This window comes from Luteibacter sp. dw_328 (assembly GCF_018449605.1).
GTDB lineage: Bacteria > Pseudomonadota > Gammaproteobacteria > Xanthomonadales > Rhodanobacteraceae > Luteibacter.
On sequence record NZ_JAAVUW010000003.1, the window covers coordinates 261,445 to 277,015 of the forward strand.

The window sequence follows — 15,571 nt, forward strand, 5'->3', positions numbered from 1 at the left end:
TCAGGCCGCCTCCTCGTTGTCCATCGCCGAAGACAGCGGGAGCATCCAGCTACTGACCTTTTCCAGCGCCTGGAAGCGCGTGAGATCCGTGTGGATCGGCGTGACCGAGACGAAACCACGGCTGACCGCGTTGAAATCGGTGCCGGGACCGGCATCGTCGATCTCACCCGGCGGACCGATCCACCACATGGTGCGACCACGCGGATCTTCCGTGCGGATGGCCGGCGCCGCGCGATGGCGCTTGCCCAACCGGGTCACTTCGAACCCACGGATTTCCGCCCACGGCAGGTCAGGCACGTTGACGTTGAGGATGGTGTCCGCCGGCAAGGGATCGACGATCAGGCGACGCATGATCATCAACACCGCGCTTGCCGCCGAATCGAAGTGACGGCCGGAGCCTTCCCTGGTCACCAGGGAAACGGCGATAGCGGGAAGGCCGAGGAACCGCCCTTCCATGGCCGCCGACACCGTGCCCGAGTAGATGACATCGTCACCGAGGTTGGCGACGTTGTTGATCCCTGAGACGACGATGTCGGTCTCATGGTCGAGCATACCGGCCAGCGCCAGGTGGACGCAGTCGGTCGGGGTGCCCGAAACGCGGTAGAAGCCGTTCTCCATGCGGTGGGCACGGATGGGCGCATCGAGGGTGAGCGAATTGCTTGCGCCAGAGCGATCGCGGTCGGGGGCGACCACGGTCACCGTGCCGAACTCGGCCAGACGCCCGGCGAGAATCCGGATGCCCGGAGCCTCCACGCCGTCGTCGTTGCTAACCAGAACTTGCATGCTGATCCAGATCGAAAATCGGGTGCGGCGGCCCTATATCGACATGGCCGCCCGACCGGTCCAAGTCTACCGGAGCGGGCAGCGGGATTCACGAAACGCGGCTAGGATGAGGGCAATGAAGCGACGCACGCCACCCCTGCATGACGACGATAGCCGGCTCTTTCGTGAGGCGATCGGCGACGTTCGGCCCATGGCGCCCGTGGAGTCGCTGCCGGAGCGCCCGCGCCCCGAACCGTATCCGCACATGCGCGATGCCGACGAGGCCGCCGTCCCGGCGGAGTCGCTGCTGTTCGACTACGACCCTGCCGATCTCGAAGTAGGTGAAGAACTGTCGTATCTGCGCGACGGCTACCCGCCGAAGCTGCTGAAACAGCTCAAGCGTGGCCAGTTCAGCATCCAGGCTGACGTGGACCTCCACCAGATGAATGCCGCCGCCGCGCAAATGACGATTGCCGAGTTTCTCGCCGAGTGCCGTCACGATGGGATTCGCTGTGTGCGAATCATCCACGGCAAGGGCCTGCGCTCGAAAGCCGCGGGCCCGGTCTTGAAGGGCCTCACGGACCGGCTACTGCGGCGGCGGGACGACGTAGTGGCGTTTGCGTCGGCGCGGCCGATGCAGGGCGGCACGGGAGCGGTCGTCGTCCTGCTGAAAGGTTGAAGACCTGCGCAGATCTTGTGTAGGAGCCGATTCATCGGCGAATGGGTGCTGGCGGCGGACTGGCCCGCTGCCGCGGGATCGCCGATGAATCGGCTCCTACAGGGTTACGGCGACTTCGCGGAGAACCGTCGTCGCGTACGCCCCGGCCGGCAAGCCGAACGACACTTCCAGCGCCCCATCGTCAAGCCAGCGCCACGTCATATCGCGCGGCAGCAAGCGTAACGCGCGACGCTCCTGATCCATGCGAATCCCGTTCAGCCCCTTCGCCAGATCCTCGTCGCGCGCAGCCACCGCGCGCTCGAGTTCGCCGACCGCGCCGGCCGATGGCGGCTCGCCGTCACCCCACAACGGACCGGACGGATGAATATCGAAACGCGCGAGACGCTCCGCCAGCGTGTCGTTGAACGCTTCCGGGCCAAACCACGAACGCGAACCCTCGAGCGACCAGATCTCGCCATCCATCGGTGTGTCCCACTGCCCTGCCCCGACGCGTTCTGCCAGCACGCCATTGAAGATGTGCGAGCGTGCGGCCGAAAGCAGGATGGAACGCTTGTCGCGATCGACGCGGCGACCACCGAACATCTGCTTCGCCTGCGCCACGTTGTTGCCGCCGAGGCCGAAACGCTGCTCACCGAAGTAATTGGGCACGCCGCGCTTCGCGATCGCATCAAGGCGCTCTTCGGCTGCAGCGCGATCTCCCTCCACCTCACGCAGCACCAGGACGAAGCGGTTGCCGCGCAGGGCGCCACGCTTGATCTTGCGCGAATGACGAGCGGAGGAAAGGATTTTCAAGTCATCGGACGGCAGCGCCGACCAGTCGGGATCGGCCTTGCCCGGAAGGTGCACGGTAAATACCTGGCGCGTGACCGCGTGGCGATCCTTCATGCCGGCGTAGCCGACATTCATCGGCTGGATGCCGGCGAACTTGGCGAGTTCGCGCGCCGCCCACTCGGTATTCGCGCCGCGCTTCTCCACCAGGAGAAACGCATGCTCGCCAGCGCCGTCGGCTTCGTAACCGAGGATTTCCTCGACGAAGAAATCCTCGGGCGCGGAACGCAGGCGGCCACGCAGCGGCGGGGCGCCGAAGGCGAAGGGAAGTTCGTTGTCTGTCATGTCTTGCGGCCTTCTAGAGCAGGAAAATAGTCGCCAGCCCCAGGAAAATGAAGAAACCGCCGCTATCGGTCACGGCGGTGATGAGCACGCTGGAGCCCAGCGCGGGGTCGCGACCGAGCTTGACCATCAGCATGGGAATGCCGACGCCCATGAAGGCGGCGAGCAGGAGATTCAGTGTCATGGCGGCCGTCATGACCAGGCCAAGCGCGGGATTGCCGTAGAGCAGCCATGCGGCGATGCCGATCACGGTGCCCCAGACCAGGCCGTTGAACAAGGATACGCCCAGTTCCTTGCGCCAGAGCCGGCGCACCTGCGAAGGACCCACCTGATCCAGCGCCATGGCGCGAACGATCATGGTGATGGTCTGGTTGCCCGAGTTGCCGCCGATACCGGCGACGATGGGCATCAGCGCGGCCAGCGCCACGAGCTTCTCGATGGAGTGCTCGAACAGCCCGATCACGCGCGAAGCGACGAACGCCGTGACCAGGTTGATCGCCAGCCACGCCCAGCGGTTACGCACGGACTTCCAGACCGAGGCGAAGATATCTTCCTCTTCGCGCAGGCCGCCGCGCGACAGCGCTTCGGTCTCGCTCTCCTCGCGGATGAAGTCCAGCATCGCATCCACGGCAATACGGCCAATCAGGCGCATGCCCGCATCGACCACCGGCGCCGTGACGAGGTCGTATCGTTCGAAGGCCTGAGCCACGTCGTACGCGTCGTCTTCCGGGCGGAACGTATTCACGTCCGGCGCCATGATTTCGTGGACCATCTTGTCCGGTGAGTTCACCAACAACCAGTGCAGCGGCAGTACGCCGGTCAGCACGCTGTCCGCATTGACCACGAACAACTTGTCGGTCTGCGCGGGCAACTCGTCGAAACGACGAAGGTATCTCAGCACCACTTCGAGGCTGATGTCTTCGCGGATGGTGACCATGTCGAAGTCCATCAGCGCGCCAACCTGGTCGTCCTTGTAGGACATGGCGGCCTGCACGCGCTCGCGGTCCTGCGCATCGAGGCTGGCCATGAGTTCGGGCAGCACTTCGGTCGGCAGATCGTCGACGAGGTCAGCGAGCTCGTCGGCATCCAGCGGTTCCACCGCGGCGAGAATCTCGCGGTCGTCCATGTCCGCGATGAGAGATTCGCGCACCGAGTCGGACACTTCGAGCAGGATGTCACCGTCGCGGTCGCTTCGAATCAGTTGCCAGACGGCGAGGCGGTCTTCGAGCGGTAACGATTCGAACACGTCGGCGAGATCGGCTGGATGCAGGCCGTCGAGGAGTGCCTGGAGCTGCGCATCGGCCGCGCCGAGGGGCGAGTCATCGCGATCGGGCGCCGCGCCGGCGAACGCCAGCAAGCCTTCACGGCGACGCAGCAGATCGGTAATCGCCTCCAGCCTGTCGTGCAGGCGCGGCGTGGCGGCGCGTGACTCGCCTTCGCTCATGCTCGCTGGACCAGCACCGTCGCCAGGGCGGCAATGCCCTCGCGGCGCCCCGTGAAACCGAGGGTTTCCGTGGTGGTCGCCTTGATGCTGATGCAGTCGATGTCGACACCGAGATCGGCGGCGATAACCTCACGCATGGCCTGCGCGTGCGGCCCCACCTTCGGCGCTTCGCAGATGACCGTGATGTCGGCATTGCCGAGGGAGTAGCCGCGCTCGGCGAGCATGTTCGCCACGGCACGAACGAAGCTGCGGCTATCCGCGCCACGCCACGCTTCGTCCGACGGCGGGAAATGCTTCCCTATGTCACCCAGTGCCAGCGCGCCGAGCAGCGCATCGCAAAGCGCGTGCAGGACAACATCGCCGTCCGAATGCGCAAGCACGCCCTGCGAGTGCGCCACGCGCACGCCGCCAAGCATCACATGGTCGCCTTCACCGAAGGCGTGGACATCGAATCCTTGTCCGATACGCATTAACGAGTTCTCCCGAGCAGGAACTCCGCCAGTGCGAAATCCGCCGGCGTGGTCACCTTGATGTTGTCTTCCGAACCTTCCACGAGCAGCGGCATGACGCCCGTGCGCTCCATCGCCATCGCTTCGTCGCTGACGACGATACCTTCCGCGGCGGCAAGGGCGAGTGCATGCGCCAGTGCGCCGCGCCGGAACATCTGCGGCGTGAATGCCCGCCATCGACCTTCGCGCGGTTCGGTGGCGGTGCTGTGACAGCCTGCGTCTGCCCGCTTGAGGGTATCGCGCAGGGGGGCGCCAAGCAGACCACCCTCCCCGCTGCCTGCCTGGTCGATCAGGCGCGTGATGTCGTCGGCACGCACGCACGGCCGCGCGGCGTCGTGGACCAGGACGAAGTGATCCTGCGCGACGGCGGGCGGCAAGGCGAGCACGCCGGCCAGAACGGAATCGCTGCGTTCACCACCGCCGATGGCAGTGATGAGCGGCTTGCCGCCGATCGCGTCGACGGCAGAAAAATGGGGGTCGTCCGCCGCGATGACGACGACCAGCCCGACGATGCGGGGATGCGCCGCCAGGCGTTCGAGCGTGTGATCGAGCAAGGGACGACCGGCAAGTGGCTGGTACTGCTTTGGCCGATCGCCGCCGGCCCGGACGCCTCTGCCGGCGGCCGGAACCACGCACCACAGCGCATCCATCACTGCGTGCCAGGACCGACGGGCGGCGGAGGCGGCGGCGCGCTGGTCGCCGCTCCCGGCTCGACGATCTGGTAGAAGGTCTCGTTTGGCTTGATCAGGCCAAGCTCCTGGCGCGCACGCGCTTCCGTCGCCTGTTCACCGTGTTTGAGATCTTCCACGTCTGCGGCAAGCGCCTGGTTACGCTTGAGCAGCGTCGCGTTTTCCTCGGTCTGCTTCTGGACCGATGCGCGTAAGGAATCGACCTCGGCCATGCCCCCACCGCCGACCCACAGCTTCAGCTGCAGCGCGATGAGGACGATGACGAGGATCAGGCCGATCCAGCGCAGGAGTGCCGCGTTGCTCAAGGCACGACTCAGCCGGGCAGCTTGGACAGGCTCGGGAACGCATCCCGGCCGGCGTAGCGGGCCTTCGCGCCGAGGGCTTCCTCAATGCGCAGCAGCTGGTTGTACTTGGCCACGCGATCGGTGCGGCACAGCGAACCGGTCTTGATCTGGGTCGCGGTGGTCGCCACGGCGATGTCCGAGATCGTGGTGTCTTCGGTTTCGCCGGAGCGGTGCGACACGATGGCCGCGTACTTCGCGCGATGCGCCATGGCGATCGCTTCGAGCGTCTCGGACAGGGTACCGATCTGGTTGACCTTGATCAGGATGGCGTTGGCGATCTTCTTGTCGATACCCTCCTGGAAGATTTTCGGGTTGGTGACGAAGAGATCGTCGCCGACCAGCTGGATGCCTTCGCCGATCGCCTTGGTGAGGTGCGCCCAACCCGTCCAGTCGCCTTCGGCCATACCGTCTTCGATGGTGACGATGGGGTACTGCTTCGACCACGACGCCAGCGTATCGACCCACTGCTCCGGGGTGAACACCTTGCCTTCGCCTTCGAGGTCGTACTTGCCGTCCTTGAAGAACTCCGAGCTGGCCACGTCCAGGCCCAGCAGGATGTCACTACCGACCTTGTAGCCGGTCTTGTTCACGGCTTCGAGGATGGTATCCAGCGCTTCGACGTTGGACTTGAGGTTCGGCGCGAAGCCGCCTTCGTCGCCCACCGACGTGTTCAGGCCGCGACCCTTCAGCACCGACTTCAGCGCATGGAAGATCTCGGCGCCGTAGCGCAGCGCCTCGGCGAAGTTCGGCGCGCCGACTGGCAGCACCATGAACTCCTGCACGTCGACGTTGTTGTCCGCGTGTGCACCGCCGTTGATGATGTTCATCATCGGCACCGGCAGCGAGCCGCCACCGTCGACCATCAGGTACTGCCACAGTGCCTGCTTCTTCGAAGCGGCCACGGCGTGGGCGGCAGCCATGGAAACACCGAGCAACGCGTTGGCGCCCAGATTGCCCTTGTTGTCAGTGCCGTCGAGGGCGATGAGCTTCTTATCGAGGCCCTTCTGGTCCGCCGCGTCGAACCCGACGAGCGCCTTGGCGATCTGGTTGTTGACGTTGCCGACCGCCTTGGTGACGCCCTTGCCGTCATAGCGCTTCTTGTCGCCATCGCGCAGCTCCACGGCCTCACGTGTGCCAGTGGAGGCGCCGCTGGGAACAGCCGCGCGGCCAAAGGAACCGTCGGCCAGGGTGATCTCGGCTTCGAGCGTCGGATTGCCGCGGGAATCGAGGATTTCGCGGGCGTGGATCTTGGTGATATCGGTGGTCATGCGGTTCCCGTTATGAGTTGGAATGACGAAAGAAAGTACCGAGGAGCGCCAGCCCCACGGTACCGATCAGGATGAAAGCGTTGAGTCCCAGGCCAATCGCGCCGAACGTACGGCGGCGGTCCTGCCGGCGCAGGGCGATGAAGCCCAGCACGAGGCCGACAAAGGCAAGGATGAGAAAGGCGCAGAGAACGAGGCCGACGACGCCGAACACCTCCATGTGCTGCTCGGGATCGCCGGAGGCGACCATGAGCGCAGCGAAGGAAATGCCGGCGAGAACGACGAGCCCGGAAACGAGGCTGATGACGAACGAGGCAATGCCGTGACCCGACTGCGGCAGGCGTGCCGCACGCTGGCGAGGTTCGCCCGCGACGTCGATCCCGTTGTCCTCGACCATCCAGCCCGTCTCCCCGGGACCTTTGCGGTCCCGCTATACCGTCAATCATACCGTTCCGGAGGAACGATCAAGCGTGGTTCTTGAATCCGCGACGCTTTACAGCGCCGTCGAGCTCCATGAGGGTTTCGAGCAGTTCTTCCATCTGGTCGAGCGGCCAGGCGTTCGGGCCGTCGCTGAGGGCCTTGGACGGATCGGGATGGGTCTCGGCGAACAGGCCGGAGACACCGACTGCCACCGCCGCGCGCGCCAGGACCGGCACGAACTCGCGCTGGCCACCGGAGCTGGTGCCCTGCCCGCCCGGCAACTGCACCGAGTGGGTGGCGTCGAACACGACCGGGCAGTTGGTCTCGCGCATCACCGCGAGTGAGCGCATGTCCGAAACCAGGTTGTTGTAGCCGAAGCTCGCGCCGCGCTCGCAGACCAGGATGTCGTGGTTGCCGACATCGAAGGCCTTCTGCACCACGTTCTTCATGTCCCAGGGGGCGAGGAACTGACCCTTCTTGATGTTCACCGGCTTACCAGCCTTCGCGACATTCTGGATGAAGTCGGTCTGGCGGCAGAGGAATGCCGGGGTCTGCAGCACGTCGACCACGGCGGCGACTTCGTTCATCGGCGTGTATTCGTGCACGTCGGTGATCACCGGCACGCCGATCTGCTTCTTTACGGCGTCGAGCACCTTGAGGCCCTCTTCCAGGCCGGGGCCGCGGAAGCTGCCACCGGACGAGCGGTTGGCCTTGTCGAAGCTGGATTTGAAGATGAAGTTGATGCCGAGGCGATCGGTAATTTCCTTCAGCTTGCCGGCGACATCGAGCTGGAGCTGCATCGACTCGATGACACACGGACCGGCGATCAGGAACAGCGGCTGGTCGAGGCCGACTTCGAAACCACAGAGCTTCATGCAGCGGACTCCTCGGAACGGATGGCGAGCTTCTCACCGTCGCGGACGGCTTTGTACTCGCGGGCCGCGCGGACGAAGCCAATGAACAGGGGATGGCCTTCGCGCGGCGTGGAGGTGAATTCCGGATGCGCCTGGCAGCCAAGGAACCACGGATGCACGTGACGCGGGAGCTCGACGATTTCCACCAGGAGATCGTCCATCGACTTGCCCGAGATGACCATGCCGAGGTCTTCGAACGACTGGCGATAACGGTTGTTGAACTCGTAACGGTGACGGTGGCGCTCGCGCACCACGTCTTCGCCGTAGAGCTCACGCGCCAGCGTGCCGGCCTTGAGGCGGCATTCCTGCGCACCCAGGCGCATCGTGCCACCGAGGTCGGAACGCTCGGTGCGCTGCTCGGTTTCGCCGGTGGCAGTTGTCCATTCGGTGATCAGCGCGATGACGGGATCCGGGGTGTTGCGATCGTTCTCGCTCGAATCCGCCTGCTTGAGGCCAGCCGTGTTCCGCGCGAACTCGACCACGGCGGCATGCATGCCGTAGCAGATGCCGAAGTACGGGATGCCGGTTTCACGAGCGAACTGGGCGGCGAGGATCTTGCCTTCGAAACCGCGCTTGCCGAAGCCGCCCGGCACGAGGATGGCGTCGGCATCGCCGAGCACCGTGCGAGCGCCGCGCGCTTCCACATCCTCGGAATCCACCCAGTGCAGGTTCACCCGGGCGGACTGGTTGATACCGCCATGCCGCAGCGCTTCGGCGAGCGACTTGTAAGCATCCTTGTGTTCGACGTACTTGCCGACGATGGCCACGTTGACTTCATCGCGCGGATGCTCGACGGCTTCCACCGTGCGGATCCAGCTGGAGAGATCGGCCGGACCAGCGTCCAGGCCGAGGCGCTTGATGACGAGATCGTCCAGACCCTGCTCGTGCAACCACATCGGCAGCTTGTAGATGACGTCGACATCGATGGTGCTGATGACGGCGTTCTTCGGCACGTTGGTGAACAGCGCGATCTTGTGGCGCTCGGCGTCCGGCAACGGCTCTTCGCAGCGGCACAGGAGCACGTCAGCCTGGATACCGATCGAGCGCAGCTCCTTCACCGAATGCTGGGTGGGCTTGGTCTTGATCTCGCCGGCGGCCTTGATATACGGCACCAGGGTGAGGTGCACGAACATGCACTTCTCCGCGCCGTGCTCGATGCGCAACTGGCGGATGGCTTCGAGGAAGGGCAGCGATTCGATATCGCCCACCGTGCCGCCGACTTCCACCAGCGCCACGTCGTAACCGCGCGTCGCCTCGTGGATGGAATGCTTGATCTCGTCGGTGATGTGCGGGATGACCTGCACCGTCGCGCCGAGGTAGTCGCCGCGGCGTTCCTTGCGGATGACCGATTCGTAAATCTTGCCGGCGGTGATCGAATTCTTGCCGGTGAGGCGGGTGCGGACGAAGCGCTCGTAGTGGCCCAGGTCCAGGTCGGTCTCGGCACCATCGTCGGTGACATAGACCTCACCGTGCTGGAAGGGACTCATGGTGCCCGGATCCACGTTGATGTACGGATCGAGCTTCATCATGGTGACGGAGAGACCGCGCGCCTCGAGAATGGAGGCAAGCGACGCCGCTGCGATGCCCTTCCCTAGGGAAGACACCACACCGCCGGTGACGAAAATCAGGGGAGTCATGCGAGCAGCCAGTGCTGGAAATCGGTATTTTACACGAATCGGAGCTGTCGTTTTACCATCAGGGAATGACCGCCCAGCCCATCCCCGCCCGTCTCGAAGCCCTTCGCGCCGTCATGGCCCGCGAAGGCGTTGCCGCCGTCGTCGTCCCCAGCGCCGACCCGCACCTGTCCGAATACCTTCCGCCACGCTGGCAGGCCCGGGAATGGCTCTCCGGCTTTACCGGATCGGCTGGCACCCTGGTCGTGACCCCTGCCGGTGGTGGCCTGTGGACCGATTCCCGTTATTTCTCCCAGGCAGAACAGGAGCTTGCCGGCAGCGGACTGCCCCTGATGCGACTCAAGGTGGCGCACACCCCCGAGCATATCGCCTGGCTGGCCGACCAGCTCGGCCCGGGCGACGTGGTCGCCGCCGCCGGCGACAGCCTGGATGTTTCGGGCGCAGAGAGCCTGGCCAGGCGGCTTGGCGCCGCCGGCGCCACCCTGCGTACCGATCTCGACCTGCCCGCCGCCATCTGGCCCGAACGCCCCGGCCGGCCTGACGCCCCCCTCTTCGTCCACGCGGCGCCATTCGCCGTCGTCGACCGCGCGGACAAACTGCGTCATGTACGCACAGCCATGCGTCGGGCGGGCGCCAGCCACCATCTGCTCTCGAGCCTCGACGACATCGCCTGGCTGACCAATCTCCGCGGCGCCGACGTCGAGTACAACCCGGTGTTCCTGGCTCACCTGCTCATCGACGACGACAGGGCCACCCTGTTCGTCGATGCCGCCAAAGTGCCGGCCGAGGTAAAGCACGCACTGGCCATGGACGGCATCGGCCTCGCCGACTACGGCACGGCGGCCTCCGCCATGGCCGCTCTTCCGGACGACGCCGTGCTCATGCTGGATCCCAGCCGCGTTGTCGTGTCGGTCCTGGAAGGCCTGCCGGCCACGGTGCGGCAGGTTCGCACCGCGCACCCGTCCACGGCACAGAAGGCGCGCAAGACGACCGAGGAGCTCGACCATGTCCGCGACGTGATGCGCCGCGACGGCGCGGCACTGGCACACGCGTTCCGCCGTATCGAAGCAGGCGTAGCTGCTGGTGAGCCATTGACCGAACTCGACGTCGACACCATCGTGCGCGAGGCCCGTGCCTCACAGAGCGGCTTCGTCGGCGAAAGCTTCTCGACGATCGCCGCGTACCAGGCCAACGGCGCGCTCCCGCATTACCGGGCGACCGAGGCGCACTTCAGCCCGCTTGCGGCCAAGGGACTGCTTCTGATCGACTCGGGCGGCCAGTACCTGGGCGGCACCACTGACATCACGCGTGTGCTCGTGCTGGGGCCGGTCACCGACGAGCAGCGACGCGACTCGACACTAGTGCTCAAGGGCATGATCGCGCTCTCCCGCGCCCGCTTTCCGAAGGGCGCCAGCGGCCCGCAACTCGATGCCCTTGCCCGTGCGCCGCTCTGGGCGGCCGGCATGGACTACGGCCACGGCACGGGTCACGGCGTGGGCTACTTCCTCAATGTGCATGAGGGCCCCCATGGCATCCGGGCTCCCAGAGCAGGTGTCGCACTGGTCCCTCTGGAGACCGGCATGATCACCTCGATCGAACCCGGCCTCTACAAGCCGGGCCGCTACGGTATCCGCCACGAAAACCTGGCCGTCGTGACCCAGGCGGACAGCACCGAGTTCGGCGACTTCTTCGCCTTCGAGACCCTCACCCTTTGCCCGTTCGACCGTCGTGGGCTCGAACCGCGGCTGCTCGAACCCTCCGAGCGGGCCTGGCTGGACGACTATCACGCCACCGTACGCGGCGCCCTGTCCCCGTTGCTGGACGGCGCCGACCGCGAATGGCTCGAGTGGCACTGCGCGCCGCTGTGAGTCCCTGATTGCCCGTACGACTGCGTAGGAGCCGATCTATCGGCGATTGGGTGCTCGCGGCAGCCTTGCCCGCTGCCGCGGGATCGCCGATGAATCGGCTCCTATAGGAATCTCGCCGGGTGATATCCACTAGCCTCAGGCTTGACCATCCACGCGACCTGACCCCATCCTGCCCGGCTACGAACGGCCTCGATACCTAATGAATACTCGTTACAACGCTGCAGACATCGAAGTCCTCAGCGGCCTTGACCCGGTCAAGCGCCGCCCTGGCATGTACACCGACACCTCGCGACCGAACCACCTGGCGCAGGAAGTCATCGACAACTCGGTCGACGAAGCCCTTGCCGGCCATGCGAAAACCATCGACGTCACCGTTTTCAACGACGGCTCGGTGGAAGTCACCGACGACGGCCGCGGCATGCCCGTGGATATCCATCCCGAAGAGGGCGTTCCCGGCATCGAGCTGATCCTCACGCGCCTGCACGCCGGCGGCAAGTTCTCGAACAAGAACTACGCGTTCTCTGGCGGCCTGCACGGCGTCGGCGTCTCGGTGGTGAATGCGCTGTCGCACAAGGTCGACGTGACCATCCGTCGCGACGGCCAGGAATACCGCATGAGCTTCGCCAATGGCGACCGCTCCAGCGAGCTCGAAGTCATCGGCACCGTCCCCAAGAAGAAGACCGGCACCACCTTGCGTTTCTGGCCGGACGCGAAGTACTTCGATACACCGAAGATCCTCGTCTCCAAGCTCAAGCACCTGCTGCGCGCCAAGGCCGTGCTCTGCGCGGGCCTTACCGTGCGCCTGCTCGATGAAGCCTCCGGCGAAACCACCGAGTGGTACTTCGAAGATGGCCTGCCCGACTATCTGCGCGGTGAGTTGCAGGGGGCGGAAGCGCTGCCGTCGGGCCTGTTCGTCAAGCATTTCGCCCGCGAGACCGATGCACTCGACGTCGCCCTCGCCTGGCTGCCGGAAGGCGACCTGGTCCAGGAAAGCTACGTCAACCTGATTCCCACCGCGCAGGGCGGCACGCATGTGAACGGCCTGCGTTCCGGCCTCACCAACGCCATCCGCGAGTTCTGCGACCTGCGCAACCTGCTGCCGCGAGGCGTGAAGCTGGCCCCGGAAGATGTCTGGGAACGCCTGGCCTTCGTACTCAGCGTGAAGCTGCAGGACGCCCAGTTCGCCGGCCAGACGAAGGAGCGCCTGTCGTCGCGCGCCGCCGCCGGCATCGTCGAGGGCGTGGTGCACGACGCCTTCAGCCTGTGGTTGAACCAGCACGTGGAAACGGGCGAGAAGATCGCCCAGCTCGCCATCGAGCGCGCTAGCGCACGCCTCAAGGCCGCCAAGCAGGTGGTTCGCAAGAAGATCACCTCGGGCCCTGCCCTGCCCGGAAAGCTCGCCGACTGCGCCTCGACCGATCTCACCCGCACCGAAATCTTCCTCGTCGAGGGTGATTCGGCAGGCGGCTCGGCCAAGCAGGCCCGTGACAAGGACTTCCAGGCGATCCTTCCGCTACGCGGCAAGATCCTCAACACCTGGGAAGTCGAATCGACCGCCGTGCTCGCATCGCAGGAAGTGCACGATCTCGCCGTGGCGATCGGCTGCGATCCCGGCAAGGACGACCTCAGCGGCCTGCGTTACGGCAAGGTGGTCATCCTCGCCGACGCGGACTCCGACGGCCTGCATATCGCCACCCTTCTCTCCGCCTTGTTCCTGAAACACTTCCCCACCCTGGTCAGCCTGGGCCATGTCTTCGTCGCCATGCCGCCGCTGTTCCGCGTGGACGTGGGCAAGCAGGTGTTCTACTGCCTCGATGAAGAAGAAAAGCGCCTGATGCTGGAGAAGGTCGAGCGTGAAAAGATGAAGGGCGCCGTGAGCGTCACGCGCTTCAAGGGTCTGGGCGAGATGAATCCCGCGCAGTTGCGCGAGTCCACCGTCCATCCGGATACGCGTCGCCTGGTGCAGCTCACCATCGAAGCCGACGATGGCACCGCCAAGCTCATGGACATGCTTTTGGCCAAGAAGCGCGCAGGCGACCGCAAGCAGTGGCTGGAAGACAAGGGCGACCTGGCCACCCTCGAGGTTTGAGGCTGGCGGGCTCTTGTGGGAGCCGATTCATCGGCGATTGGGTGCTTGCGACGCCCTGGCCCGCTGCCGCGGGATCGCCGATGAATCGGCTCCTACAAAAAAAAGGCGGGCACAAAAAAAACCGGCGCGAGCCGGTTTTTTTCGTCAACAACCATGCTCTCAACGACGCGAACGAATCGCCGTGATCAGCGCACGCGTTGCCCCGTCGAACTGCGACAGATCACCGGCGTCCTTGTCGTTCGACAGCGAGGGGTAGATCTGCTTGGCGATGACCTTGCCCAGCTCCACGCCCCACTGGTCGAATGCATTGATACCCCACAGGTGACCGAGCAGGAATACCTTGTGTTCGTACAGCGCGATCAGCGCACCCAGCGAATGCGGGGTGAGCGAGTCGAGCATGAACACGGTGCTCGGGCGGTCGCCCTTGAACGTGCGCTGCGCGGCGAGGGCATGACGCTCTTCGTCCGTGCCTGTCTTCGCTTCGGCCAGGGCTTCTTCGTACGTCTTGCCCAGTGACAGCGCGGCCGCCTGCGCAAGCAGGTTCGACGTCAGCACGTCCTGGTTCTCGCGCAGCGGATGCGCCGGCTTGACCAGACCGATGAACTCCAGCGGCACGATATCGGTGCCCTGGTGCAGCGCCTGGAAATAAGCGTGCTGCGCGTTCGTGCCGATGCTGCCCCAGACCACCGGGACGCTCGCCTGCTTCACTTCGCTGCCATCGCTCGGATGCACATGCTTGCCGAGGCTTTCCATCTCCAACTGCTGGAGGTAGGACGGCAGGTCCACGAGCGAATCCACATAGGGAATCACAGCACGGCTGGTGGTACCGAGGATGTTGCGGTTCCAGATCTCGGCGATGGCAAGCAGTACCGGGAGGTTGTCCTTCCATTCCGCACTACGGAAATGGTCGTCCGTTTCGGCGGCGCCGGCGAGCAGGTCGCGGAAGCCCTTCATGCCGATGGCGAACGCAATGGACGCGCCCACTGCCGACCACAGCGAATAACGACCGCCGACGTAGTCCCACATCGGAAGTACCTGCGAGGCACCCCACTTGTGTACGGCTTCGTCGTTGGAGCTTACGGCGATGAAATGCTTCGAGGCCTTCGCCTCGTCACCGCCCTCGGCCTTGAGGATCCAGTTGCGGAACACGCCGCCGTTGAGCAGCGTTTCCTGCGTGTTGAAGCTCTTGGACACCAGGATGACCAGCGTGCGCGCCGGATCCAGTACCTTCATCAGGTCCGTCGCGGCCTGGCCGTCGACGTTGGTGAGGAAGTGGCTCTTGATGCCATCGACGTGGAACTGCTCGAGCGCATGCACGGCCAGGCGCGGGCCCAGATCCGAACCACCGATGCCGATGTTCACGACGTCGGTGACCCGACCGATCAGGCCGACCGACTCGCCTTCGCCCTTGTGCACGGCGTTGACGAGCGTTTCCATCTTGTCGAGCGCATCGGCGACTTCCTTGCGGACATCGGCCGGTGCTGCCGGATTGCGCGATGAGCCACCGCGCAAGGCGGTGTGCAGCACGGCGCGGTCTTCCGACGTGTTGATGTGCTTGCCTTCGAACATCGCATCGCGCGCGGCTTTCCAGCCGGTGCTTTCGATGTACTCGCCAACCGCATCGAGCGCGGCGACGTCGAGCTTCTGGCGGGAGGCGTCGAGAAGGATCGGACCCATGCGTCGGCGCAGGCGCTCACCGCGGGCTTCGTCCTGGACGAGCGCGCGGAGGTTGGTGGCGGCGAGACGGGAGGCGTGCTCCTCGAAGGAGGGCAGACGGTCGTGCTTTGATTCCATGGCTTCCACTTGGCGGCGACGGAGAGGGGAATCCCGATCTTACCGCAGTG

At 65.1% G+C, this 15,571-nt stretch carries 14 protein-coding genes; 3 read left to right on the plus strand and 11 right to left on the minus strand.

The genetic code is table 11. From position 1 onward, the window contains the following. On the minus strand, positions 1-783 hold the full coding sequence (gene surE / locus HB634_RS08960; protein WP_063571595.1) for a 5'/3'-nucleotidase SurE: 783 nt from the start codon (positions 781-783) through the stop codon (positions 1-3). Positions 784-898: 115 nt separating this feature from the next. Here surE and HB634_RS08965 point away from each other — a divergent pair, with 115 nt between their 5' ends. Then, positions 899-1,441 (plus strand): Smr/MutS family protein, encoded by a 543-nt coding sequence (locus HB634_RS08965; protein ID WP_046967315.1) that lies wholly within the window; start codon positions 899-901, stop codon positions 1,439-1,441. A 96-nt stretch (positions 1,442-1,537) separates the two neighbouring features. Here the strand turns inward: HB634_RS08965 and truD are convergent, their stop codons facing one another. From truD to HB634_RS09010, 9 genes are all read right to left on the minus strand, one after another. Then, a complete protein-coding gene (gene truD / locus HB634_RS08970; RefSeq protein WP_063571593.1) occupies positions 1,538-2,554 on the minus strand; it encodes a tRNA pseudouridine(13) synthase TruD in 1,017 nt (338 codons plus the stop codon). 13 nt (positions 2,555-2,567) lie between these two features. Beyond that, positions 2,568-3,995 carry a magnesium transporter gene (gene mgtE, locus HB634_RS08975; RefSeq protein ID WP_213948334.1) on the minus strand — a complete coding sequence of 476 codons (1,428 nt, stop codon included), beginning with the start codon at positions 3,993-3,995 and terminating at the stop codon, positions 2,568-2,570. After that, positions 3,992-4,465 (minus strand): 2-C-methyl-D-erythritol 2,4-cyclodiphosphate synthase, encoded by a 474-nt coding sequence (gene ispF, locus HB634_RS08980; RefSeq protein ID WP_063571591.1) that lies wholly within the window; start codon positions 4,463-4,465, stop codon positions 3,992-3,994. The genes mgtE and ispF overlap by 4 nt, the downstream gene beginning before the upstream one ends. Next, positions 4,465-5,154 (minus strand): 2-C-methyl-D-erythritol 4-phosphate cytidylyltransferase, encoded by a 690-nt coding sequence (gene ispD, locus HB634_RS08985; RefSeq protein ID WP_063571590.1) that lies wholly within the window; start codon positions 5,152-5,154, stop codon positions 4,465-4,467. The genes ispF and ispD overlap by 1 nt, the downstream gene beginning before the upstream one ends. Continuing rightward, positions 5,154-5,498: a cell division protein FtsB gene (gene ftsB / locus HB634_RS08990; protein ID WP_063571589.1), complete on the minus strand. Its 345-nt coding sequence runs from the start codon at positions 5,496-5,498 to the stop codon at positions 5,154-5,156. The genes ispD and ftsB overlap by 1 nt, the downstream gene beginning before the upstream one ends. Positions 5,499-5,506: 8 nt before the next feature. Then, on the minus strand, positions 5,507-6,805 hold the full coding sequence (eno, locus tag HB634_RS08995; RefSeq protein ID WP_063571588.1) for a phosphopyruvate hydratase: 1,299 nt from the start codon (positions 6,803-6,805) through the stop codon (positions 5,507-5,509). Positions 6,806-6,815: 10 nt separating this feature from the next. After that, positions 6,816-7,199 carry a hypothetical protein gene (locus HB634_RS09000; RefSeq protein ID WP_213948335.1) on the minus strand — a complete coding sequence of 128 codons (384 nt, stop codon included), beginning with the start codon at positions 7,197-7,199 and terminating at the stop codon, positions 6,816-6,818. Between the two features lie 67 nt (positions 7,200-7,266). Then, positions 7,267-8,097 carry a 3-deoxy-8-phosphooctulonate synthase gene (kdsA, locus tag HB634_RS09005; RefSeq protein WP_046967322.1) on the minus strand — a complete coding sequence of 277 codons (831 nt, stop codon included), beginning with the start codon at positions 8,095-8,097 and terminating at the stop codon, positions 7,267-7,269. Beyond that, a complete protein-coding gene (locus HB634_RS09010) occupies positions 8,094-9,773 on the minus strand; it encodes a CTP synthase (RefSeq protein WP_213948336.1) in 1,680 nt (559 codons plus the stop codon). Before HB634_RS09010 ends, kdsA begins: the two co-directional genes overlap by 4 nt. Positions 9,774-9,838: 65 nt before the next feature. On the opposite strand from HB634_RS09010, the gene HB634_RS09015 reads away from it, so the two are divergent. Both HB634_RS09015 and parE read left to right on the plus strand, forming a co-directional pair. Next, complete coding sequence (locus HB634_RS09015) at positions 9,839-11,638, plus strand: aminopeptidase P family protein (RefSeq protein WP_213948337.1); 1,800 nt, start codon at positions 9,839-9,841, stop codon at positions 11,636-11,638. A gap of 199 nt (positions 11,639-11,837) precedes the next feature. Continuing rightward, positions 11,838-13,727: a DNA topoisomerase IV subunit B gene (gene parE / locus HB634_RS09020; protein ID WP_213948338.1), complete on the plus strand. Its 1,890-nt coding sequence runs from the start codon at positions 11,838-11,840 to the stop codon at positions 13,725-13,727. A 159-nt stretch (positions 13,728-13,886) separates the two neighbouring features. Here parE and pgi read toward each other — a convergent pair whose 3' ends face one another. Then, positions 13,887-15,521 carry a glucose-6-phosphate isomerase gene (pgi, locus tag HB634_RS09025; RefSeq protein WP_213948339.1) on the minus strand — a complete coding sequence of 545 codons (1,635 nt, stop codon included), beginning with the start codon at positions 15,519-15,521 and terminating at the stop codon, positions 13,887-13,889. Between the last annotated feature and the right edge of the window lie 50 nt (positions 15,522-15,571).

Excerpts from the sequence above, each read along its gene's own strand:
- truD (WP_063571593.1), bottom strand. The coding sequence starts at position 2,554 with ATGACAGACAACGAACTTCCCTTCGCCTTCGGCGCCCCGCCGCTGCGT.
- parE (WP_213948338.1), top strand. The coding sequence starts at position 11,838 with ATGAATACTCGTTACAACGCTGCAGACATCGAAGTCCTCAGCGGCCTT.
- eno (WP_063571588.1), bottom strand. The coding sequence starts at position 6,805 with ATGACCACCGATATCACCAAGATCCACGCCCGCGAAATCCTCGATTCC.
- HB634_RS09015 (WP_213948337.1), top strand. The coding sequence starts at position 9,839 with ATGACCGCCCAGCCCATCCCCGCCCGTCTCGAAGCCCTTCGCGCCGTC.
- ispD (WP_063571590.1), bottom strand. The coding sequence starts at position 5,154 with ATGGATGCGCTGTGGTGCGTGGTTCCGGCCGCCGGCAGAGGCGTCCGG.
- surE (WP_063571595.1), bottom strand. The coding sequence starts at position 783 with ATGCAAGTTCTGGTTAGCAACGACGACGGCGTGGAGGCTCCGGGCATC.
- kdsA (WP_046967322.1), bottom strand. The coding sequence starts at position 8,097 with ATGAAGCTCTGTGGTTTCGAAGTCGGCCTCGACCAGCCGCTGTTCCTG.
- HB634_RS09010 (WP_213948336.1), bottom strand. The coding sequence starts at position 9,773 with ATGACTCCCCTGATTTTCGTCACCGGCGGTGTGGTGTCTTCCCTAGGG.
- pgi (WP_213948339.1), bottom strand. The coding sequence starts at position 15,521 with ATGGAATCAAAGCACGACCGTCTGCCCTCCTTCGAGGAGCACGCCTCC.
- HB634_RS09000 (WP_213948335.1), bottom strand. The coding sequence starts at position 7,199 with ATGGTCGAGGACAACGGGATCGACGTCGCGGGCGAACCTCGCCAGCGT.
- HB634_RS08965 (WP_046967315.1), top strand. The coding sequence starts at position 899 with ATGAAGCGACGCACGCCACCCCTGCATGACGACGATAGCCGGCTCTTT.
- mgtE (WP_213948334.1), bottom strand. The coding sequence starts at position 3,995 with ATGAGCGAAGGCGAGTCACGCGCCGCCACGCCGCGCCTGCACGACAGG.
- ispF (WP_063571591.1), bottom strand. The coding sequence starts at position 4,465 with ATGCGTATCGGACAAGGATTCGATGTCCACGCCTTCGGTGAAGGCGAC.